General features: G+C 24.9%; 17 protein-coding genes, 3 pseudogenes and 1 other annotated feature. Of the genes and pseudogenes, 13 read left to right on the plus strand and 7 right to left on the minus strand.

Translation table 4 applies throughout. The annotated features are described in order from the left end of the window. Positions 1-8: 8 nt before the first annotated feature. The 4 genes from dnaK to ACI2WJ_RS05150 form a co-directional block, all read right to left on the minus strand. Entirely contained in the window at positions 9-1,856 is a 1,848-nt protein-coding gene (dnaK, locus tag ACI2WJ_RS05135) for a molecular chaperone DnaK (RefSeq protein ID WP_400255039.1), read from the minus strand. A gap of 14 nt (positions 1,857-1,870) precedes the next feature. Continuing rightward, on the minus strand, positions 1,871-2,515 hold the full coding sequence (locus ACI2WJ_RS05140) for a nucleotide exchange factor GrpE (RefSeq protein WP_400255040.1): 645 nt from the start codon (positions 2,513-2,515) through the stop codon (positions 1,871-1,873). Positions 2,516-2,530: 15 nt separating this feature from the next. Beyond that, the gene (hrcA, locus tag ACI2WJ_RS05145; RefSeq protein ID WP_252320996.1) at positions 2,531-3,544 is read right to left on the minus strand and encodes a heat-inducible transcriptional repressor HrcA; all 1,014 of its coding nucleotides are present in this window, start codon (positions 3,542-3,544) and stop codon (positions 2,531-2,533) included. 83 nt (positions 3,545-3,627) lie between these two features. Then, the gene (locus ACI2WJ_RS05150) at positions 3,628-5,766 is read right to left on the minus strand and encodes an ATP-dependent Clp protease ATP-binding subunit (protein ID WP_400255041.1); all 2,139 of its coding nucleotides are present in this window, start codon (positions 5,764-5,766) and stop codon (positions 3,628-3,630) included. A 327-nt stretch (positions 5,767-6,093) separates the two neighbouring features. On the opposite strand from ACI2WJ_RS05150, the gene ACI2WJ_RS05155 reads away from it, so the two are divergent. From ACI2WJ_RS05155 to ACI2WJ_RS05165, 3 genes and pseudogenes are all read left to right on the plus strand, one after another. Next, a complete protein-coding gene (locus ACI2WJ_RS05155; RefSeq protein ID WP_400255042.1) occupies positions 6,094-7,590 on the plus strand; it encodes a hypothetical protein in 1,497 nt (498 codons plus the stop codon). A gap of 47 nt (positions 7,591-7,637) precedes the next feature. After that, positions 7,638-8,760 (plus strand): annotated as a pseudogene (locus tag ACI2WJ_RS05160) (IS3 family transposase). Positions 8,761-8,809: 49 nt separating this feature from the next. Next, positions 8,810-9,259, plus strand: a complete 450-nt coding sequence (locus tag ACI2WJ_RS05165) for a DxFTY motif-containing membrane protein (RefSeq protein WP_400255043.1) — start codon at positions 8,810-8,812, stop codon at positions 9,257-9,259. Positions 9,260-9,363: 104 nt separating this feature from the next. Here ACI2WJ_RS05165 and ACI2WJ_RS05170 read toward each other — a convergent pair whose 3' ends face one another. Then, positions 9,364-9,579 carry a hypothetical protein gene (locus ACI2WJ_RS05170; protein WP_342257574.1) on the minus strand — a complete coding sequence of 72 codons (216 nt, stop codon included), beginning with the start codon at positions 9,577-9,579 and terminating at the stop codon, positions 9,364-9,366. Between the two features lie 379 nt (positions 9,580-9,958). On the opposite strand from ACI2WJ_RS05170, the gene ACI2WJ_RS05175 reads away from it, so the two are divergent. Both ACI2WJ_RS05175 and ACI2WJ_RS05180 read left to right on the plus strand, forming a co-directional pair. After that, a complete protein-coding gene (locus ACI2WJ_RS05175) occupies positions 9,959-10,282 on the plus strand; it encodes a hypothetical protein (protein WP_400255044.1) in 324 nt (107 codons plus the stop codon). A gap of 32 nt (positions 10,283-10,314) precedes the next feature. After that, positions 10,315-11,104, plus strand: a protein-coding gene (locus tag ACI2WJ_RS05180) for an IS5 family transposase (RefSeq protein ID WP_400255045.1) whose coding sequence is annotated in 2 segments (ribosomal slippage) — positions 10,315-10,575 and positions 10,577-11,104 — 789 coding nt in all. Because the reading frame shifts where the segments join, the coding sequence is not laid out codon by codon here. On the opposite strand, the gene ACI2WJ_RS05185 is transcribed toward ACI2WJ_RS05180, so the two are convergent. Together ACI2WJ_RS05185 and ACI2WJ_RS05190 are read right to left on the minus strand one after the other, a co-directional pair. Further along, a complete protein-coding gene (locus tag ACI2WJ_RS05185; protein WP_400255046.1) occupies positions 11,087-12,124 on the minus strand; it encodes a hypothetical protein in 1,038 nt (345 codons plus the stop codon). The genes ACI2WJ_RS05180 and ACI2WJ_RS05185 overlap by 18 nt on opposite strands. Before the next feature lie 138 nt (positions 12,125-12,262). After that, positions 12,263-12,784, minus strand: a complete 522-nt coding sequence (locus ACI2WJ_RS05190; protein ID WP_338957485.1) for a hypothetical protein — start codon at positions 12,782-12,784, stop codon at positions 12,263-12,265. A 293-nt stretch (positions 12,785-13,077) separates the two neighbouring features. Beyond that, positions 13,078-13,150, plus strand: a sequence feature (ribosomal protein L21 leader region). An 11-nt stretch (positions 13,151-13,161) separates the two neighbouring features. On the opposite strand from ACI2WJ_RS05190, the pseudogene rplU reads away from it, so the two are divergent. The 8 genes and pseudogenes from rplU to ACI2WJ_RS05230 all read left to right on the plus strand — a co-directional run. Further along, positions 13,162-13,452, plus strand: a pseudogene (rplU, locus tag ACI2WJ_RS05195) (50S ribosomal protein L21); the annotation flags it as partial. A gap of 334 nt (positions 13,453-13,786) precedes the next feature. Next, positions 13,787-14,098 carry a ribosomal-processing cysteine protease Prp gene (locus tag ACI2WJ_RS05200; protein WP_281748879.1) on the plus strand — a complete coding sequence of 104 codons (312 nt, stop codon included), beginning with the start codon at positions 13,787-13,789 and terminating at the stop codon, positions 14,096-14,098. 2 nt (positions 14,099-14,100) lie between these two features. Next, positions 14,101-14,388, plus strand: coding sequence for a 50S ribosomal protein L27 (rpmA, locus tag ACI2WJ_RS05205; RefSeq protein WP_174481212.1), 288 nt, complete (start codon positions 14,101-14,103; stop codon positions 14,386-14,388). Positions 14,389-14,490: 102 nt separating this feature from the next. Further along, the gene (coaBC, locus tag ACI2WJ_RS05210; RefSeq protein ID WP_400255047.1) at positions 14,491-15,663 is read left to right on the plus strand and encodes a bifunctional phosphopantothenoylcysteine decarboxylase/phosphopantothenate--cysteine ligase CoaBC; all 1,173 of its coding nucleotides are present in this window, start codon (positions 14,491-14,493) and stop codon (positions 15,661-15,663) included. Between the two features lie 377 nt (positions 15,664-16,040). Beyond that, a complete protein-coding gene (locus tag ACI2WJ_RS05215; RefSeq protein WP_338959718.1) occupies positions 16,041-16,904 on the plus strand; it encodes a hypothetical protein in 864 nt (287 codons plus the stop codon). A gap of 40 nt (positions 16,905-16,944) precedes the next feature. Next, the gene (locus ACI2WJ_RS05220; RefSeq protein ID WP_400255048.1) at positions 16,945-20,940 is read left to right on the plus strand and encodes an ABC transporter permease; all 3,996 of its coding nucleotides are present in this window, start codon (positions 16,945-16,947) and stop codon (positions 20,938-20,940) included. Between the two features lie 20 nt (positions 20,941-20,960). Continuing rightward, positions 20,961-21,959, plus strand: a complete 999-nt coding sequence (locus ACI2WJ_RS05225; RefSeq protein ID WP_338959714.1) for an ABC transporter ATP-binding protein — start codon at positions 20,961-20,963, stop codon at positions 21,957-21,959. A gap of 534 nt (positions 21,960-22,493) precedes the next feature. Beyond that, positions 22,494-23,733: pseudogene (locus ACI2WJ_RS05230) on the plus strand (IS256 family transposase). The last annotated feature ends 218 nt before the right edge of the window (positions 23,734-23,951 follow it).

Consider the following 23,951-nt stretch of genomic DNA (forward strand, 5'->3'; position numbering starts at 1 on the left):
TAATTATTTTATTTAGTTGTTGCGTCAACATCAATAACATCATCATTTTTATTATCATCTTTTTTAATATGATCTGTTGGTTCTTGTTTTTGTTGGTTCATAAATTGTTGTGCAGCAGCAAATGCTTGTTTTAATTGTTCTAGTTTTTCTTTTAAATCATCATATTTTTTTTCATCTAGTGATTTTTGTAAGTCATCACGTAGTTTTTTCATTTCAGCAATTTGTGGATTTTCTGCTTCGCCTTCTTTTGCTGATTTAGTAACTTCAGCAGTCATTTTATCAATATCATAAATATAGGCTTGTGCTTGATTAGATAATTCAATTTCTTCTTTATGTTTTTCATCGTTTTCACGATTCTTTTCAGCATCTTGTACCATTTTTTCAATTTCGTCTTTACTTAAAGTACCACTATTGCTAATAGTAATTTTTTGTTCTTTATTAGTTTTTAGATCTTTAGCACTAACAGATACAATACCATTAACATCGATATCAAAAGTAACTTCAATTTGTGGAACACCTCTTGGTGCTGGTTCGATACCACTTAATTGGAAACGACCCAGTGAATGATTATCTTTGGCTAGTGGACGTTCTCCTTGTAAAACACTAATATCAACAGCGGGTTGATTATCTTCAGCAGTTGAAAAAACTTGTGACTTTTTAGTAGGAACAGTAGTATTACGAGAGATTAATGGCGTCATTACTCCTCCTAAAGTTTCAATACCTAATGATAAAGGAGTTACATCTAATAGTAAAACGTCAGTAACATCACCCGATAATACTCCTCCTTGAATAGCAGCACCTAAAGCTACTACTTCATCAGGGTTAACACCACGATGTGGTTCTTTACCAATTTCGTTTTTAATAACTTCTTGCACAGCTGGGATTCTTGTTGAACCACCAACTAAAATAACTTCATCAATTTCATTTTTGCTTAATTTAGCTTCTTTTAAGGCATCACGAACAGGAGCAATAGTTCTTTCAACTAGTGATTTTGTTAGTTCATTAAATTTGGCACGTGTTAATTTTTCATTTAAATGTAATGGACCTGAGGCATTCATTGAAATAAATGGTAATGAAATATCAGCTTGTACTACTCCTGATAAGTCTTTTTTTGCTTTTTCAGCAGCATCTTTTAAACGTTGCATTGCCATTTTATCTTTTGATAAGTCAACACCATTACTTTTTTTGAATTCACTAACTAAATGTTGAACAATTAAGGCATCAAAGTCGTCACCACCAAGTTTGTTATCACCACTAGTTGATAATACTTCAAATGTTCCACCTGCTAATTCTAGAACTGAAACGTCAAATGTTCCACCACCTAAGTCAAATACTAAAATTTTGTGATCTTTATCTTGTTTGTCTAAACCATAAGCGATGGCAGCAGCAGTTGGTTCGTTAATAATTCTTTCTACTTTTAATCCTGCAATAATTCCTGCATTTTTAGTAGCTTCACGTTGTTCATTGTTAAAGTAAGCAGGAACAGTAATAACTGCTTTTGATATTTTTTTACCTAATTTTGATTCAGCAAAAGTTTTAATAGTGCGTAAAATTTCTGCAGATACTTCTTCTGGTTTACGTGTTTTAGTAGCGGCTTTAACTGTTTCTTTAGTTCCCATAATTCTTTTAATTGAACTAACAGTATTATCTGGATCAGTAATAGCTTGACGTTTAGCAACTTCACCAACCATAATTTGACCATCTTTGTAAGCAACAACTGATGGTGTTGTTCTTCCACCTTCGGCATTTTCAATAACTTTTGGCTTATCACCTTCCATTACGGCAACACATGAATTAGTTGTTCCTAGATCGATTCCTAAAATGATTTCTTTATTTGTTGTTTTATTTGTAGACATAATATTTTCACTCCTTAATTTTTCTTTGTTTCTGTTTTTTCTTCTTTAGTTTGAAAAACTTTAACTTTAGTAGTGCTAATGACACGATTATGCAATTCATAACCATTAGCTATAACTTCAACAATAGTATTATTTTTTACATTTTGATAAGCATTGTTTGTATTATCATTAATAATTTCTACTGCCTCATGTTGGTGAGAATTAAATTGATCTCCAACTTTAGCAGTAATTTCTTTTAAACCTTCTTTACCAAGTGCTTTAATTAATTCTTCATAGATAAATTTAAAACCAACTAGGAAATTTTGAACAGCTGCATTATCAGTTTTAAAGTTTAGTGCTCGTTGGAAATTTAATAAAGTATGAACTAAATCTTTAATAATTTTTTGGTTAGCATATTTAATGTGTTCTTTATTTTGAATTTCTAATTCTTTAATGGTATTTAATCTAGTAGCTAGCATTAATTGCTTTTGTTGTGAATTAATTTTATTAAGTTCTGTTGTTAATTCTTTAATTTTTGTTTCTAATTCGATTTCTTTATTTAATGATATTTTTTCTTCTTCGACACTTACTGGTGTTTCAGTAACAGGAGTTGAAATAGTTGTAGCTTTAGTTTCTGTTGCTGATACTTTATCAATGTTATCTTTTTTAGCTTTTGTCATTTTATCATCTCATTTCTATTTAAAGTTTTTAATCAATGTTTGATTAATCCAATTTAGAATTTCAGTTAGTTTTTCATATTCTAAACGTTTAGGTCCAACAATTGCAATTTGTCCTTGTTCACCATCATGAACTTTAAAAGTAGTAGTAATCATTGCCATATCGTTATTTTCATTACCCAGTTCTTCACCAATTTTAATTTGTAGTTGATTATTATTTAATTCATCAAAATACATTCATGGTGATTGTGATTCAATGAATTTAATAATTGTTTTAACCTTATTAATATCATTAAATTCAGGATTTTCTAACATATATTGAACACCGTGTGTTGTTGATAGTGGTCGTGAGAAATTAATTAAAGTGTTAACAAATCCTTGAATAATATATTCTGATTTTTGTACTTGTTGTTCAAGGATTGGTTTTAATAAATTTACTTTCTCACTAATTTCACTAATTTTAGTACCAATTAATCTGGTGTTAAAAATATCAATGGCAATTGATAAATCGGTTAATGATGTTTCTTGAATATTAAACATTTTGTTTTGAACATGACCATTACTAGTAATACAAATTGTTAAAGCATTATCATTACTAATCGGTATTAATTCAATTTTTTTTAAAGTATCTTCATTAATATTAGGACCAGTAACAATACTAATCAAATTAGTCATTTCACTTAAAATACTACTAGTTTTATTTAATACTTCGGTAATTACTAAGTTACGGTTATTAAATACTTCTGCTATTTTTTTCTTCAAGATTTCTAGTTCTTGATGTTCACCCATATTCATTAAATTATCAACATAATAGCGATAACCTTTTGTTGAAGGAATACGACCACTAGAGCTATGTGCTTTTTCTAATAATCCTAATGTTTCTAATTCAACACATTCATTACGAATAGTAGCACTAGAAAAATTAATATTGTTATTATTTTCTAAAATAGTTTTGCTACCAATTGGTAATCCTGTTTTAATATATTTTTCAACAATGATTTTTAAAATTTGTGATTGTCTGTTACTTAACATTGTTCACCACCTTTTTTAGCATTCATTAACATTGAATGCCAATACTTATATAATTATAACTGAGAGTGTAATAATATCAAGACTTAATTGAATTTTATTTTTTTACTGAGAATAAACATATTGTCTTTATTGATAGTAATTACCATTCGTTTGTGGGGTATTAGTTCTTCTTTAATAATAGCTTGTGCGATAATAGTTTCAATATAGTGTTGAATATAGCGTTTAATCGGTCGTGCGCCATATTCTTCATCATAAGCATCTTTTAGTATTTTATTAACTACTTTTGATTCATAAGATAATTGTAAATTTTTTTCTTGTCTTAATCGCAATAATAAAGTATCTAATTCTTTAATAATAATTTCTGTTATTACTTTTTTACTTAATGGATTGAAGATAACAATTTCATCAATTCGATTAATAAATTCTGGTCGAAATGATTTTTTTAAGATATTTACTTGCTCTTTGCTGTTATCTTTACCACTTAATAGTTCTTGTGAACCAAGATTTGAAGTCATAATAATTATTGTGTTTTTAAAGTCAATTAAGAGACCATGACTGTCTGTAATTCTACCTTCATCAAGAATTTGTAATAAAATATTTAATACTTCAGGATGGGCTTTTTCGATTTCATCAAAAAGAATGATACTATAAGGATTTCTTCTTACTTTTTCGGTTAATTGTCCACCGTTTTCATAACCAACATAGCCAGGAGGTGAACCTAGTAATTTGCTAACTGCGTGTTTTTCCATAAATTCTGACATATCAATACGAACCATATTTTTTTCGCTATCAAATAAAATATCAGCTAAGGTTCTAGCAACTTCAGTTTTTCCAACACCGGTTGGACCCAAGAAAATAAATGAACCAATTGGGCGATTGGGATCTTTAATGTCAGCACGAGCTCTAATTAAAGCATCGCTTACCAACTGTAGGGCATTACTTTGACCTTTAATTCTCGTATTTAAAGTTAAGGGTAATTTTAATAATTTTTCTTTTTCAGTTGCTAATAAACGAGTAACAGGAATACCAGTTCATTTTGCAACAACTTTTGCAATATCTTCACTAGTAACATCTTCACGTAGTAAAGGATTATCTTTTTTTATATTTTCACTATCTTTAAGTTCTTTTTCTAAGTTGGGAATAATACTATATTGTAGTTCACCAGCTTTTGTAAAATTACCTGATAATTGATACAATTCTAATTCTGATTTAGCATTTTCTAATTTATTTTTTAAACTAGTAATATGGTCTAATGCTGACTTTTCTTTGATTCATTTATCTTCTAATTGTTGTAAAGTATTTTTTTTAGTTTTTAATTGTTTATCGACTTCAATTAGTCTTGTTTGCGAGTTTTCATCTTTTTCTTTGCTTAAGGCTGCTTGTTCAATTTTTAATTGTAAGACTTTTCTTCTTATATCATCTAAATCACTAGGAACCGAAGCAATTTCAGTTTTAATACTAGCACAAGCTTCATCAATTAAGTCAATTGCTTTATCAGGTAAGTAACGATCATTAATATATTTATTAGATAGATACACAGCTTCTCTTAATGCACTATCATGAATTTTTACACCATGATAAGCTTCAAAACGTTCTTTTAAACCACGTAAGATAGCAGTTGTATCTTCTGTTGTTGGTTCTTTAATAATCATCTTACGAAATCTTCGTTCAAGGGCTGCATCTTTTTCAATGTATTGACGATATTCGTCAAGTGTTGTGGCACCAATACAACGTAGTTCACCACGTGCTAACATTGGTTTTAGTAAATTAGAAGCATCCATTGAACCTTGTGTTCTACCAGCACCAACAATTAAATGTAGTTCATCAATAAATAAAATAATTTTTCCATTAGAATTTTTAATTTGGTTAATAACCGCTTTTAATCGTTCTTCAAACTCACCTTGGAATTTAGCGCCAGCAATTAGTGCTCCCATATCTAGTTCATAAATAATTTTATCTTTTAAGTTACTAGGAACATCACCACGAACAATACGTTGGGCTAAACCTTCAATAATAGCAGTCTTACCAATACCAGGTAAACCGATTAAGACGGGGTTGTTTTTAGTTTTTCGTGAGAGTATTTCTTCTACTTTACGAATATCTTCATCACGTCCAATAATAGGATCCATTTTTCCTGTTTTAGCTTGTACAATTAGATTACGAGCAAATTTATCAAGAATTTTAGGATCATTACTATAGTTAGGGATTTCATTTAATTGCATAATGTCACTCCTCTTTTTAGCACTATAATTACTTGATTGCTAATCATATTAATATACTAACAAATAAAATTAGCAGTTTCAAGTAGTAACTGCTAATTTTATATTTAATTGAATTAGGGATAAGTATTTTCAATTAAAGAAACTTAATATAATATTAATATTTGTGATAGATCTTGTAGGTATTTTAGATCTTAAATATATATTTCTCGTGTAAATAATATATATCATATTTTTAAAAGAATTGATATACTAATTACATAATTGCTAGATAAAAATAAATAATAGTAATTTAATAACTTTTAAATATTAAATTTATAAGGAAATATTATGAAACAATTTAAACAAAAATTAATTTTATTACTTAGTGCTAGCAGTTTATTAGTAACCTCAGTATTAAGTATTAGTTTTAATAATAAAAATCATCAAACTAGTAATAGTAAAGTTAGCGGCTTTCATATTACTGTTAAGTCATCAAATCGTAACTTAGTTAATAGTATTAAATCTTGAAATAATGATTCACAATATTTATATAATAATGTTAAAAGTACACCATTAAATGTTAATTTTGATAGTTATGATCAAATTATTAATAATGATTGAACACATAGTAATATTGAAACCAATGATATTATTAATGATCAAGGTTATAGTCAATTAAAAAGTATTATTAATGATAATAGTAGTTATTTTAAAAATGCACAAGGTTTTCTTACTGCGGGTGCTTTTGGTCATACTTTTAATGAAAAAAGTAATAATTTAATTTTACAATATCATCAAACAATTAAAGAAAGTATTGATGCAGGACTTTTTGCAACAATATATGAAGCAAGTGACATTAATACTTTAATGGAAGTTCCATATAATTTACAACCAAGTACTAATTTTCAAAAATCTAATTTTGAAACGCGTGCTAAAATATTTCCAATTGGACCATTTGCAAATACTAAGGATAGTTTTAGTAATGAAATATTTGTTTTTTATGTGCATCCTCCTTTTAAAAAATCAGGATTAGAAATTTCTATTAATAATGAAAACAGAGAAATGAAAAAAAATGTTAAAACTAATAGTAATAAAACTTTTGACTATGCTATTTTAAACCAAGATTATAGTAAAAATAAGCCCACTATATATAATGTTAAATGAAACGATAGTGATGGTAGTACTGTTTTAAGACAAGAAACACTTACTATTAATAGTTCTATGCCAGACATTCAAGTTATTAATGAAAAAGAAGTTAATTCTTCATTAATTCATCAATATTTTATTAATGATGAAAAAAATAGTAATTTACAAATGATTGCTTTTAGTCAAATTAAATCAGAAGCTGTTATTACTGCTAATGTTAGTGAAGATAAATGAATATATCAGCGTGTTGATGATAATCTTGTTCCACAAGAAGAAAAGGTAACACCTATTTCAAATCAACCATTAAAAACATATCAATCTGAAGAACATACTATTTATTTATTACAAAGAATAGTAAATGATAAAGTTGATAGTTCTTCAAGACAATATTTAAATATTTATAATATTAATCCTTTATCAACTAAGCTTTCTGGTTTTACTAATTTTGCTAATAGTCAATCTGGTATTGATTTTAATCAGTATTTACAAGAAACCACTAATATAGATTGTGCAATTGATGTACTAAATCCAGGTCAATTACGTTATTGATTATTGTTTTATGAGCACGATTTAATTACTCATTTATATGCTAATGTTAAACATGATGAAAAAAATAAAAATAACCCTTTTGCCTTACCAGAAATAAAACTAAAAACGACAACTTTAATTATGGATGGGTTACACTTTATTGGACACTAATTACGTAGACAAGTGAACAAATTAGTTAAAAGAAAGGAAATATAATTATGGTCAATATTAACTCATATAATGATGAATTTAAAAAACAAATAGTATCTTTATATCAAAATGGCAAATCAGTATCTTGCCTTGCTAAAGAATACAACGTTACAAGAGCAGCTACTTATAAATGAATTAAGCAATTTACAAATTCAGGCAGTTTTAAAACTAAAGATAATCTTTCGGATTTAGAAAAACAATTAATTCAAGCAAATAAAGAATTAAAACAATTAAGAATGGAGAATGATATTTTAAAGCAAGCAGCACTAATAATAGGCAGAAAGTAGAGATTATTACAAATAATAAATCTAAATATAAAATTCGTCCAATTTGTCGTTTTTTAAAACTTTCTAAATCAACATATTATTTTAATTTAAAGAAAAAAGAAGATAAAATCAAAAATAATATGTATGATGAAGCTGTTATTAGTGCTTTTAAACAAAATAAAGAAGTTTATGGAACAAGAAGATTAAAAGTCAGTCTAGAAAATAAAGAAATTTATTTATCACGCAAAAAAATTAAAGAAATTATGAATCAGCATAATTTAATATCAAAATACACTAAATTATCATTTAAAAATCATCATAACAAAGTCAATGATAGCCAAATAAGCAATCTTGTGAATAGAAACTTTAATAATAGGCTTAAAAATGAAGTTATTGTTAGTGATTTAACTTATGTTCAAGTTAATGGTAAGTGAAACTATATTTGCTTATTAATCGACCTATTTAACCGCGAAATTATTGGACATAGTGTGTAGGTACTAAAAAAGATGCATCATTAGTATATCAAGCATTTATGCAATCAAATCGCTGTTTAAAAGATATTCAAATATTTCATAGTGATCGCGGTAATGAATTCAATAATAAAACTATTGATAAACTTTTATTAGCATTCAATATTACCCGTTCTTTAAGCAAAAAAGGTTGTCCTTATGATAATGCTGTTGCTGAAGCAACTTTCAAAACTTTCAAAACTGAATTTATTAATGATAAAAATTTTACATCATTAATCCAATTAAAATTAGAATTATTTGATTATATCAATTGATACAACAACATACGAATCCACAGCACTTTAAACTACCTAACTCCAGTTAAATATCATGAAAAAATGTCTACCAAAAAATAGTCCTAAAAAGGGTTGCCATTCCAGAATTATATTATAGAAGAGGATAAGTATGGAAAATAAAAACCAAGAAGTTAATTTTGAAAATAATAGTGAAAATACATTTCCAAGAACTAAGTTTTTGATAAGTGTTGGCTATTTAATAATACAAGTATTAATTCCAGGAATTATTCTTTTTTTTACTACTAGTACTGATTTTACTTTTACTTTTAAATTACCTTTTTGAATAATGGTACTTTCTAGTTTAAATTTAATCATATTTACTTTTATTATAACCTTTATTACATATAAGTTAAAATTACATCAATTAGATCAATTTACATATAGTATTCCATTTGCTTTTGTTTTATCATTATTTTATTTGTCAGGATACTTTTTAACTCCTCAACAAATTTTAATACGTTTTATTATTTCAATCGCTGGTGCTGTTATTGGTATTTTTTTAACGAGTATTATTTTATTATTAGTATTAAGAAAAAAACAAAAAAAAATCATATATTAAGTTATAATAAGTGATATAAATCTAAAAAAATAAAACGAAAAAAAGGCGCGTAATATATGTTACACACCTTTTTAAATATATGTTTTTTATTTACTGTATAAAAATTATTCAATATCTAATTCTCATACATTTGTAATTGTTCCAGCAAATAGTTTTTTATCAACTATTAATGATGAATATACTGAAGCATTTAATTCATATTTGTTTTTTACTTGACTAAAGCTTGAATCATGTTCATAAACATTATTATTATCAGTGGTAGCATATATTTTGTTATTTAAATCTTCTATTGATAAAGAAAAAATTTTACCATCTTTCAAATTAATTTTTTCTGTTATTTCATTTTTGATTAAATCATACTGATAAATTTTGTCTTCTGTTGCTAATATTAATTCAGTATCAGATAGTGCTTTAATATCAAAAATAATATTACTTTTATTTTTAAAATCATATTTTAATTTATGGGTTTTAGTTTCTAAATCAATTTCTCATAATTTTCCTTCACTAGTGCCAGCGTATATTTTATTTTCTGTAATTTTAACTAGGGCATTTACATCACCTCAATCGTCAAAACGATATTTTTTAGTATTACCAGTATTAATATCTAATTCATAAACATTACCAATACCAGTACCAACATATAACTTATCTTTTGAACCTTCAATTAAAGTTTTAGAATCATACTTATCACCAAATCCAATGAATTTCTTTTCTGCAGTTTCAGTTTCTAAATCAATTTCTCAAATTGTATTTGTTATTGTACCAACATATACTTTACCATTTGATGCTTTAATTAAACTATTTATACGTTCTTCATTTAATTGATATTTATTGATTTTTGTATTATTAGTAAAATCAATCTCTCAAATATTTCCGTTCTCTGTTGCAGCAAATATTATACTATCTGAGATTTGAAGAAATTTATTTATTTTTCCATCATTTAATTTATATTTATTAGAAATTTGACCTTCACCTATGATAATTGTTAGAACCTGTTTAAAATCTTTTAGAGAAATAGGGTAAAATGATTATATATTTTAAGATAAGAGGTATATATGCGTAAAAATTATCCTAGTAATGTTAGCAAAGAGCAATTTGAAAATATAAAATCAATTTTAGAAAATACTAAAAAGAGAACTAAACCAAGAAGCTTAGATTTATATGAAGTATTTTGTGCAGTTTTATATGTATTAAAAAGTGGTTGTCAATGAAGAATGTTACCAAAAGATTTTCCAAAATGACAAATTGTATATTATTATTTTCAAGTTTGAAGTAAAAATAATGGTAAAGAACCTAGTGTATTACAATTAGTTTTAAAAAAAATTAGTCATGGCATTTCGTATCAATAATGGTAGAAAAGAACAAACTAGTTTTTGTATAATTGATTCACAAAGTGTTAAAAATACAGATACTACTGAAAATAAAGGTTATGATGCTGGTAAAAAGATTTCAGGAATAAAGCGTCATATTGCTGTTGATTCTCAAGGTTTACCACATGCAATTTACATAACCACAGCAGAAAAAACAGATCGTAACAGTGCTATAATAATGATTGAAAATGAAAAAGAGAATCTTTCTGCAGTTCAAAAAATACTAGTAGATGCTGGTTATACTGGTGGAAAATTTGCTTCTAAAATTAAAACAATTATAAATGCAAATGTTGAAGTTATAAAACGTAATGAATTACATTCTTTTGTAGTATTACCAAAAAGATGAGTTGTAGAACGAAGTTTTTCATGATTAGAAAAATGCAGAAGATTATGAAAAAATTGTGAAAAAAAATTAAATACTAGCTTACAAATGGTTGTTCTTGCCTTTATTTCAATTTTATTGAAAAGATTTTAAACAGGTTCTTAGATTAGTAGTTAAATTTTTAAATGAATCATAATTATAATTAATTTTTGCATCAATAGAACCACTAACTGTGAAGTCTTCATCTTTTAAATCAATTTCTTTATTATTAGTAATTTTGTTTAATGAAAATAAATTATTTTTAAAAGAATTTTTAATTTCAGAAATTAATGAATTTTTAATAAATTCAGCATTAATTGAATCATTTAATTCCATTACTGAACTTTGAAAATTAACTTTTTTTGTATATTTTGTTTCATTAATAGCATCAACAATTTTTTCAGAAGAAGCATTAATATTAATTATTAATAAAGTTTCTTTATTTTTAATTTCTCCATAATTAAAAATGATTTTAGCATTAATTGTACCTCATTTATCTAAATCTTCTTGTTTTAAATCTTCTCCATTATTAATAATTTTATTAAATTTAAAATCTTCGAATTTAAAAGCATTTTTAATATCATTATTTTTTATTTCATTTTTAATAAATTCAGATTTATTAATTTTTTTATTGATAGATTCTAAGCTATCTTTCATTGTTATATTAACTGTATATGTAGTTTCACTAATAGCATCAACAATTTGTTTATCTGAATATTTTACACTGATTTTTAAATCAACAAATTGATTTTTAATTTTTCCATAATTATAATTAATTTTTGCATTAATAAGTCCTATTTTTTTAAAATCATTATTATTAATTTCTTCATTTTTTTCATTTATAATTTTATTTAATGAAAATAAATCATTATTAAAATTTTTTTGATTAATTTCATCTAATGAATTTTTAATAAATTCTGAACTAATGTTTGTTTTTAATTCATCTATAGTACTATTAATTATAATATTATCAAGTGAATAATTAGTTTGATTAATTGCATTTACTATTTTTTGATCATTATTTTTTTGTTTTTCTTTTATTGCACATGATGCAATACTTAAAGACATTGGTAATACAACAGTTAATACACCAACTGTTGCTAGCATTTTTTTGTAACTTAATTTTCTTTTCATCTTTCATCACTCCAAAGTGTTATTATATTTCTTTTATATTTGAATTTCAACACTTAAAAAGGAATGAGTTAAATTGAATATCAATTATATTTTCATTCCTAAATAATGTTTTAATGTTTTAATTTACTATTGATCAGTTTACATTAGTTTTAATTTATATTGATTTGTTGAAGATTTTTTTTGTGAATTTAGTGAATTTGCTTCTTTTTTTATTGAAGAAAAATCTTGAATTTTATTTACTTTTTTCTTGATTTTATATCCTTGTTTCAATATTTGATATTCTGGTCTAGATTTTACATAATTACTACCTTTATCAACAATATATTTGCCACCTTTAGCAATTACAATACCACCAGCAGTTGCTTCTAATGTATTCATTAATGATGCTTCTGGATTTAATATTGCATTTAATACACCAGCACCAGCACCACAAATTAATGATGTTCCAACTTTAGTTTTATTTTTATCTTTATGTTTTATGGATTTTTTAATTTGATAACCCGCTATTCCTCCGGCTACAGCACCAATCGCAATGTCGGTAACAGGTAGTGGATTTGTTCATGAAAGACCATCAATTGCTCCTAATCCAGCACCCAATCCACCAAAAATCATTGGTAAATAATCAATTGTTTCATTAACGATATTTTTATCTTTAGCCATTTCTTTTAATCTTCCTTTCTAAAAACAAAAAAACTCATTTACTTTTTAACAAGTAATGAGTTAAAAACTTATATTAAGTTTAGAAAAATAATATCATAATTTTAATAATAATTATAAAAAAATATTAATTACATAATTCAGTGTAGATTAATTATAGTTACATTAATTATTAAATATTAAAGATATATTTTTTATTTTCTTTTTTTAGTAATTTTTATATTTAAATTATGTGTATAATTCTAAATTTTGTATTGCTTTTAATAAAAAATACTTTATAATATTAAAGACTGTTTATGCAGTTTCAACCGCTCTACTTTAGGTTAACAAGTGATTTATTCCACCTATAAGGCGAGTCTAAACTGGAGGTAATAAGAAAAATGTTTGTAGTTATTCAAACAGGAGGAAAACAAATTAATGTTTCCTATGGTCAAGAAATTTTTGTTGAAAAACTTGTTGGCAAAGCTAAAGATAAAATTATTTTTGACAAAATATTGATGATTGATCAACAATTCGGTAAACCTTTCCTAAAAGGTGCTGAAGTTCATGGTGAGATTATTAAACAAGATAAATCAAAAAAGATTCGAGTGTTTAAATATAAACCTAAGAAAAATTCAAAAACAATGTATGGACACCGTCAGCCATATACAAAGGTATTAATTACTGATATTTTACTTGCTGGTAAAAGTCTTGTTGATAAGAAGGCAGAACAATCAAAACCAGTAATTAAAGATGAAGTAAAAAAAGAAGTAATTTCTGAAGTAGTAACTCCTATTATTAAAGAGCCAAAATCAGTAGTTAGTAAAGTAAAAAAAGAACTTACAAAAGAAAAAGTTGTTAAAACTAAATCAGTTGTTAAGGATAATATTACAGAACCAGATAACACTAAAACTGTTGTTAGTGAAGGTAATTTAAAAACTATTTTTGATCATAAAAATATGACTGTTAAAGTTGTTAAAGATGATGATGAAAATAATAAAAAATAATTTAAGGTAATATCAAATTATGGTTAAAGTTACTTATAATTACCAAAATAGTAACATTGTAGAAGTTATAATTACTGGTCATGCTAATTTTTCAAAAATTGGAAATGATATTGTTTGTGCAGGGATTTCAGCCATTGTTATTGGTACATTAAATGCACTTCATGAACTTGATAATAATCAAGTTCAAGTAATTAATAATACTGCTGGATTAGTTAAACTTAAAGTTGCTAGTTTCACTAATAATAGTCAAATCATTTTAAAAACAATGCTTTGACAATTAAAAACTATTAAAGAACAATATCCAAAATATATTAACATAAAGGAGGTGTAATTATGTTTTATAAATTAAATTTACAATTATTTGCTTCAAAAAAAGGAGTGGGTTCAACTCGTAATGGTCGTGATTCACATTCTAAACGTTTAGGTGCTAAAATTGGTGATGGACAAAGTTTAAAAGAGGGAACAATTATTTATCGTCAACGTGGAACTAAAATTCACCCTGGTGAAAATGTAGGACGTGGTGGTGATGATACCTTATTTGCTTTAAAATCAGGAATTGTTAAGTATACTATTTTTAAAAAAAATAAAACACGAGTTTCAGTTATACTTGATAAAAAGTAAAAATAAATTTTTAATAATAAAAACCTATTTTCAATGCTATCATATTTTGAAGATAGGTTTTGTTTGTTTATTTTATGTTTAATGATATGATAGGAGAAAATAATGAAACATATTACTTTAATAATTACTGGTAGTATTGCAGCAAACAAAGCCTTAATTTTATTAAAACAATTAAAAAAAGAATTTTTAGTTGATATTATTTGTACTAAAAGTTCTTTACATTTTCTAGAAGATAAAACATTTTCTTATTATTCTGAAATGTTTGAACAAGAATCATATGTTAAAGGAGATTTAATTACTCACACTAATTTAGCAATTAAAACAAATTTAATTGTTGTTTATCCTGCTACTATGAGTTTTATTAGTAAAGCAAATTTAGCAATTGCTGATAGTTTAGCATTATCAGTATTTTTAGCTTCCAAAGCAGAAAAGATATTATTTCCAGCAATGAATCATAATATGTATCACAATCAAAGTTTTCAAAAAAATTTATTAGAATTATCTAATTTTGAAAATATTACTATTATTCCTCCAGATTCAGGAATGTTAGCCTGTAAGATGATTGGTGATGGACGGGTTAAAAGTTCAGATAATGCATTAACAATAATTAAAGATTTTTTTAAAAAAAGTATTGATTTATCTAATAAAAAAATTTTAATTAATATTGGTCGTACTAGAACTTATATTGATCCAATTCGTTATATTACTAATAATTCTTCAGGAAAAATGGGTAAAGCATTAGTAGATGCTTTTCTTAAAACTAACGCTAAAGTAGTATTAGTTGCAGGTGATTGTGATTTTGAAATTAAATCGCAAAAAAACCTAACTATTATTGAAGCAAATACTAATGAAAAAATGTTCTTAGCAATGAAAGAAAACTTTGATAATGCTGATATTGTAATATGTGCTGCTGCTTTAAATGATTATAAAGTAAGTAAATATATTCGTAATAAAATAATTAAAAATAAAAACGAAAATTTATCTTTATCACTGATTGCTAATATTGATGTATTGGCATTTTTAGGTAAGCAGAAAACAAAACAAGTTTTAATTGGTTTTGCTGCTCAAGAATTTAATGATAAAAATCTTGGTATCGAAAAAATGAAAATTAAAAATTGTGATGGTATTTGTATTAATAATATTAGTGTTATGGGTAAAAATGAAACAGAAATTAATTTTTATTTTAAAAATAATAATTATAATTTAATTGGTTCAAAAGTGGAAGTTGCTAAGCAGATAGTTGATATTATAAGTAAGAATATTTTAAATTATTAATATAATAAAAATAGAATTTATTGCTTTAATATTTTTTCCTAACAATAGATTATTTTAAAAAAATATTTATATAGCTAACTTTATTATAAAAAGGTAATGTTTAGTTGGTTGTTCAACAGCTATTATTTTAGTAGTAGATGTAGTAGTTTGATAATTAGTAGTGGGGTAGTACATATAGTTTGAATCCATAGGTTGTAAATATTGATATTCATTATCAAAATTATTACTAAAGAATTTGATACAGCAGTTTCATAACATTTTCTTTTTTCCTTTTCTTTTTAAATATTTGAACACTATCTAAAACTAAATAATTGCATTATTTAATTTTAATAGTTTATAATTATAATAATAGCAAAGTTTATTTAAAGGTGAATATAATGTTACGTAGTAGTAATATTTTAAAAATTAATAGTATTAATAATTTTGAACAATTATTTATTTTTTTTGGTTTACCAGTTCTTTTTTTACTTTTAATTATGAAATTAACTTTTTTAATTACTATTAATTTTCATAAAAATAGTATTAATAATAAAAAAATATTTAATAAAACGAAAATCATTATTCTTCAATTTAGTTTATGATTTTTAGCACAATTTTGTTTATTTTTATTACCAGTTCAAGAAATGGTAATTAATATTAATTTTTTAGATTTAGAAAGTTTACCAATGCTATCATTGATTTCGATTTTACATTTATTTATTTGTTTTAGTTTTTTAAGCCGTAATAATAATCAAATTATGAAAGTGATGCGTTTTACTATTTTGTCAATTATTATAATTGCTATTATTTTACAATTTAATTTTACTATGATTAAAATATCATTACCATCAATAAATAACTTTATTTCAGTACTAATTTTAGTGTTCTTTTACTATTGATTAGGTTTCTTTTCATGAAAAATGTTTAGTGATAATTTATTTACAATTTTTAATTTAATTAAAAAAACTTGAGTAACATTATTTAGTAATTCTTCATTACCCAATATTATTAATAAACAATTTCCAGTAAAAGCATATACTAAAACTAAAATTATCATTTTAACATGGCAATTTAAAAAACAAATGTTTACTAATTTTGACCACCAAGTTTCTATTACTGATAATAATAAAAAACTTTTAATTGCTATTTTTAAGAAGAATTTAACTTATTTTTTAAGTGCCCAATTAACACTACTTATTACTAAAACTATTCAAGATTTAAAAACTTTAATTAATGGTTGAAAAATGGCTTTAATTCAATAACTTTTTTTGTTTTAAAATTTAAAAGAAAGGAAGAACGAATATGAAAAAACAATCATTTTTGCTTTTTAAAAATGCGTTTAAACAAGCATTTCGTAATAAAATTCAATTAGTTGGTTTAATTGTTTTAGTATTATTATCATCAACTATTTTTTCATTAATGCAAACAAGTTTAGCAAGAATTTCTGATGAATATTCAACATTAGTTGCAAAATCTAATTTACATGATTTTGTTATTGATTTATCTAATACTACTCCAAAAACTATTTCTAATAAAATCTCAACATCAACAACTGCTGTTGATGAAAAGAATGATTTTGATATTAACAATATTGCAAATGATGCTGGTAATGAATTTATATGAGATCGTGTTGAAGGCAGAACTATGCAATTAGATAATAATAGTAATCCTAGAATTTTAAAAATATTAACTTATAATCAAGATGCTCGTATTGATAAATTAATCATTAGTGATGGTTATCAAATAGGAGATAGTAATAATCCAGATAAAACTCCAAGTTGAAAACAGGTAGTTATTAATAAAGAATTTGCTCAAAAAAATAATTTGCATATTAATGATACAATTCGTGTGCAATCAGATCAATTAGGAAGTAGTTTAAAAGTTTCAAGATATGATTTAAATGATGCTGCTTATAGTAGTTATAATTGATTAAAAATTGTTGGATATGGTGTATCTGCTGATTTCACAACCCCAATTATTGATCAAACTACACCAATTCCAAATAAAACTCGTGAAGGTTTATTATACGTTGATCCAATGCAATTTGGTTTAAGTAAAAGGTTAGAAAAAAATAATTATATTTGATCATATGATAAAGCTAATGAAAAAATCACAATTTCTTCTGATAATGATCGCGAAATTTATTTTGTTGGAAAATCAACAATAGGTAAAATTAATGATATTAAATTAATTTCACAAAGTTTAAGAAGTAAATATATTAATACTATTGATTCTGATGCTGCTTTAGTATATAAGTTAGGAAATAATAAGTATACGTTTAATAATCGTACTGCTACTTTGAATGCAACTATTATTGGATTTAAAAGTTTATTAATTGGTTTATTGTTAATTGTTTTAATTATTACAGGAATTACAGTAATATTAATTACTTATAAAAATATTGATAATTCACGAACACAAATTGGAATTTTAAAATCATTAGGTTATAGTAATATTAAAATTTTAATTACATCTTTAGCTTATCCAATGGTAGCAGCACTTATTGGTACTATTTTAGTGTTTTTACCAGCAAGTGGTTTACAAGTAATTATAGTTCAAACATTTGCCAACTATTTTAATCTAGATTTTGGTCATTTTATTTTTAATGGTTTAGGATTTATATATTGTTTAATTTTAATATTTGGTTTTTTATCAATTATTGCATGAGTTATTAATGCTTTAACAGTTATTAAAAAACCAATAGATTTAATTAAAAACGAATCAGCTACTGTTAATTCTCGCTTTAGTCGAATTATTAAAACAAAAAGTATTAATCGTGGATTTTTAACAAGATTCCGTTTATCACTATTTACATCATCAATTGGAAAAATGGCAGCAGCATCATTAACTATGTTTTTAGGAACAACTTTAATGACAACATCTATTATTGGTCCAAAAATTATGGCTGATAATAAATTACTTTCTTTTACTGGTATGAATTATCACTCCTTAGTTGAATATGACATTCCGACTTATAATTCTCCATATAGTTTTTATAAAACTTATAATCCAAATAATAAAGATGATTGAACTTATACTTCTACTGTTGATAGTACTACTGGTGATACATATTGACATCCACCACGTTTTGATAATTCTGGACCATTAAATGATACTTTTGTTAAAGAATTATTAGAAAATAATATTAATGCTGAAGCATATGCTCCAATGTCAGATGAATCTAATCCCGGTGCTGCTATTAGTGATTTAGGATATACTGGTTTAACGTATTTAAATGGTAAAATGCTTACTAAAAACTTTTTAAATGGATTAGATTCTAGTGATATTAAAGATGCTTCTGTGATTGTTGGAATTATGGTACAAATGGCTTGACCAAATGCATTACCAATGTATGACACAGTTTTAAAAAATACTAATATTAACAGTTTTTATAGTGAGAATACTTATAATATTATTAGAAAATTTTATCAAAACTATCGAACAACAGTGGCAATGAATATTAGTGGTACGATTTCGAAGACTGGTAAGATTAGTACTAATCCTAATGATTTAGATATTACAAAATTCAAAGATTGAGCAAATACTAATATTCCTGCTTACAAAAATGCCTCAAGTAAGGGTCCTACTTTTATTAATGATATTGATAATTTAAGTTTTGATACTAGCGATAAATTATATCCGTGACATTTAACTAATGAAACACAATTATTGAATAATAATGCATCTGAAATTAGTGACAAAGAGTGTGATAGTTGAATTAATAAAGTTGGAATTTGATTTGGTGCTTTATTTTATAATAGAATGGGACAAACTGTAGTGCAAGGTGCTTATACTAAAAGCCCATATTTTATTCGTCAAAATATTGCCAAAGATTATAGTGATCCCAATGCTCCTTTTAATGTTGCTTTTAATGTTGTGCCTTTTGATAAAGAAACTGATGAATTAGGAACTTACTTTATTGGTACTCCTGAAAAATTATTTAAACAGAACAAATATTTAATGAAAGTTTATGGTTTACAAAATCAACAACAGTTAGGCAAACCTTCAATGATGCAATTATATGATGCTGGAGGTTCTTCATTAAATCCACTTTTAGAACAAGAAAATAGTGATGATAGTATTAGTCTTGTTATTAATCAAACAATTGCTAAACAATTAATTTTAAAAATAAATGATGAATTTAAAATGAGTAGTAATGGTAATACTATGAAATTTAAAGATAATAATAAATTGAAACCTTTTGATTTGGATAAAATTAATATTGATAACATTGTTGGTGATAGTAAAAATGTTAATAATGTAACATTATTAAAACAACAAACTGGTTATACACAAGTTGATGAGTTAAAGGATGGGGCTTATGATAATATGGGTATTAATGCTACAAATATGTTAAAAGAAGTTACTGCTGGTAAGGTTGTTAATTCTTATAATGATAAGATAAGTTCTAAAACACCAACGTATAAAGTAGTTGGTATATATAATGGTTATGGTCAACCTAATGCTTATATTAGTAAAACTAATGCTGATAAAGTTTTATCATTTAATAAAACAAAAGAATTTTTATTTTTATTATTTAAAAAAGAATGAGAAGACAAAAAAACAACTTGTGATGTTGATTTTGGTAAATTAAAATCATTTAATGAATATCAAAATTTTCTTAATCAATTAAATGATCCCGTTATTTATAAACTTAATCAAATATTTGAAAATGAAAATCCAATCTTTAATTTTAAATTTTCAAATTCGCAATCATTACCAGATATAACTAATTCATTTTCAACTTCGCAAATGTATGGAGATTACAGTGCTTTTGGTTTAAATGGTGGTACTGATGGTTCTGGTACTTATCAAGGTTATGGTGCAGGTAGTGCTGTTAATATTACGCCACAAGATATCCATCATCAGTTGTTAAATCAAATTACTGCTTTAGTTGATACAGTATTGGTTGCATTTATTATCTTTTCATTAATCATTTCGTTCTTTATTATTTTATTAACAAGTAATTTAGTAATTTATGAAAATCGTAAAACAATAGCAACAATGAAAACACTTGGTTATAGTGATGCAAAAATAACTAATATTGTTATTGGTATGTATTTACCAGTGATTGCTGTTATGTTTGTTATTGGTTTTCCTGTAGGATGAATAATTGTTAAGTTTATTCTTAACTATTTAGCTGCTAATACAACATGGGTTTTACCATTATTCTTTGTTTGATGATTACCGCTTGTGGTTGGTTTAATTGTCTTTGGCATTTATGCAACAACCTTTATTATTGATTGATATGCCATGAAGAAGATTAATCCAATTAAAACTTTAAATGAAATTGATTAAAAGCAGAAAGGAATAAAAACATGAAAAATGATAAAAAAAACACTAAAAATTCAAGTGAACAAGTAACTAAAAATAAGTTAGAATCTAGTTTTACAAAGAAGTCAGTATCTAAAACCGAAGGTACAATACCACCAGTAACTCATAAATCTCATGATAAACCAGAATCAAAGGAAGAAATAGAAGCTAATAAAGCTAAATTACAAGCTTTTAAAGATAATCAAAAAGCAATTAAAAAATTAACAAAAACTCATTCAAAAGAAATTTTAGCAGGTAAAATTATATCAATGACTAATAATACTCCTGATACTCAAACTAATGTTATTGAATTATTTGATGTTAAAAAATCTTACTTAACTGGAGACTTAGAATATGAAGTATTAAAAGGAGTTAATTTAAAAATTAAATTAGGTGATTTTGTTGTTATCTTAGGACCATCGGGAAGTGGTAAGACAACATTATTAAATATTATTTCGGGATTGGATAAACCTAATACTGGTGATGTTTTTGTGGCCGGATACAATTTATCTTTATTAAAAGATAGTCATTTAACTAAATTTAGACGAGATAATGTTGGTTTTATTTTTCAACAATACAATTTATTAACTAACTTAACTGCTCGTGAAAATGCTGAAGTTGGTGAAAATCTTGCTAAAAATAAAAATATGAGTATTGATGATATTTTTCAAGTTATTGAAATGGATGAACATATGAATAAGTTTCCAAGTCAATTATCAGGTGGACAACAACAAAGAGTATCGATTGGTAGAGCACTAGCAAAAAATCCGACAATTTTATTTTGTGATGAGCCAACAGGAGCACTTGATGAGGAAATGGGGCGTAAGGTGTTAGAAATTTTATTGGATGTTAATCGAGAATATAAAACATCAATTATTATGGTTACTCATAATCCTAACTTCCAATATGTTGCAAATACTGTTATTAACGTTAAAAATGGTAAAATTATTAGTGTAAAGAATAATGAAAAACCAATGAAACCAAATGAAATAAATTGATCATAAGAAAAGGGTATAGATGGGGGTTGATTTAATAAATACTTGTATAAAGAAAAAAATATTAAATTATAAGAATCTAATAGAAAATACTATATTTTATTTAGTTTAATTATTTTTTAGAAAGAAAAAGGTGCAAGGTAATGAGTATTGGTTTAATTACATTTATTATATGAATATGTTTAGTAATTTGAATAGTGTTTTTAATTTGAGGTATAAGTTTATGTAATAGTAATAATGCATTAGGCATCATATTATTATTTTTAACATTAAATTTAATTGGTTTAATAATAGGAATTTCTTTATTATATAATAAAAATAAGCAAAATATAGATAACAAAAAAAATATTAATAGTAATATTAAAATAGAAGAATTAAGTTAAACATTCCTTTTTAGAAATTTTAATATTAAATTAAAAAATCATACCTTAATTTAATACAATTAAAAAGGTAATGTTTAGTAATCTGTGTAACTTACAAAAATAACTATGTTTAATTAATTCTAGTAAATATAATTAAATGACTAGAAAGAGTGAGTTACAGATGGCTAAAAAAGATAACTTTAATAATAATGATCCAATATCAAAAGCAGTAGATTTATTATTAGAAAATACTGAAGATTTAACAACAGTTTTTAAAGAAGGGGGTTTATATAAAGAATTAACAAAACGTTTAGTTGAAAAAATGTTGAATTCTGAGATGCAAAATTATTTAGGATATGAAAAAAATCAACATAGTAATAGTGACAATGCTCGTAATGGTATAAGTTCAAAAAAATTAATAACTCAACAAGGTAAAATTGAGATTGATGTACCACGAGATCGTAATAGTAATTTTACTCCTGTAATAGTGCCAAAAAGACAGAGAAGATTTGATGGTTTTGATCAACAAGTTCTTTCCTTATATGCAAAAGGTATGACATTATCAGATATTAGAATGCAGTTACAAGAGTTATATCATGGTGCTGATATTAGTGAAAGTGTTATTAGTCAAATTACTGATGATGTGATTGATGATGTCAAAGCATGACAAAATAGACCATTAGAAGGCATTTATCCCATTGTTTATTTTGATTGTATAGTAGTTAAAGTACGACAAGATAAACGCATTATTAACAAATCAGTTTATATAGCTTTAGGTGTTGATTTAGAAGGTAAAAAAGATGTTTTAGGTTTATGAATTAGTGAAAATGAAGGCGCTAAATTTTGATTAGCAAATTTCACAGAAATGAAAAATCGTGGCTTAAATGATATTCTTATTGCTTGTAGTGACAACTTAACAGGCATGTCAGAAGCAATACAATCAGTTTATCCTAAAACTGAACATCAATTATGTATAGTTCATCAAATCAGAAATAGTTTAAAATATGTTTCATACAAACATCGAAAATCACTAGTTACAGATTTAAAGCCAATTTATAATGCATGTAGTGAAGAACAAGCAATGCAAGCTTTAGAATCATTTGAAAGTAAATGAAATAAACACTATCCTCAAATTGCTAAATCTTGATATAAAAATTGAGATAATTTAATGATTTTTATTAGTTATCCTCCAGAAATCAAAAGAGTGATTTATACTACAAATTCTATTGAATCTGTTAATAGTCAATTACGAAAAGTCATCAGAAATAAAAAAGTTTTTCCAAATGATATGGCAGTTTTCAAAATATTTTATTTAGCAATTGAAAATATAACAAAAAAAATGAACAATGCCCATTCAAAATTGAAATACAGCAATTGCTCATTTTATGATAAAATTTGAAGACAGAATTAATCTGAACTAGTACTTTGCAAAACAAAGATACACAGATTATTAAAAAGCCTCTATAATTTATAAAATTGAGTATTTTAATTGTAATATTTTTAAATTAGTAGTAAGATAAATTTACAATTTCATAAAAATCCAAATTATTTCTTGTCTAAAATATATAAGACTACAACGATTTAATTTATTCCGGATTTTTGACAATCTCCCGTTATTTATTGTTCATTAGTGTTTCTC

The organism is Spiroplasma endosymbiont of Cleonymus obscurus (assembly GCF_964273375.1).
Classification (GTDB): Bacteria; Bacillota_I; Bacilli_A; order Mycoplasmatales; family VBWQ01; genus Spiroplasma_E.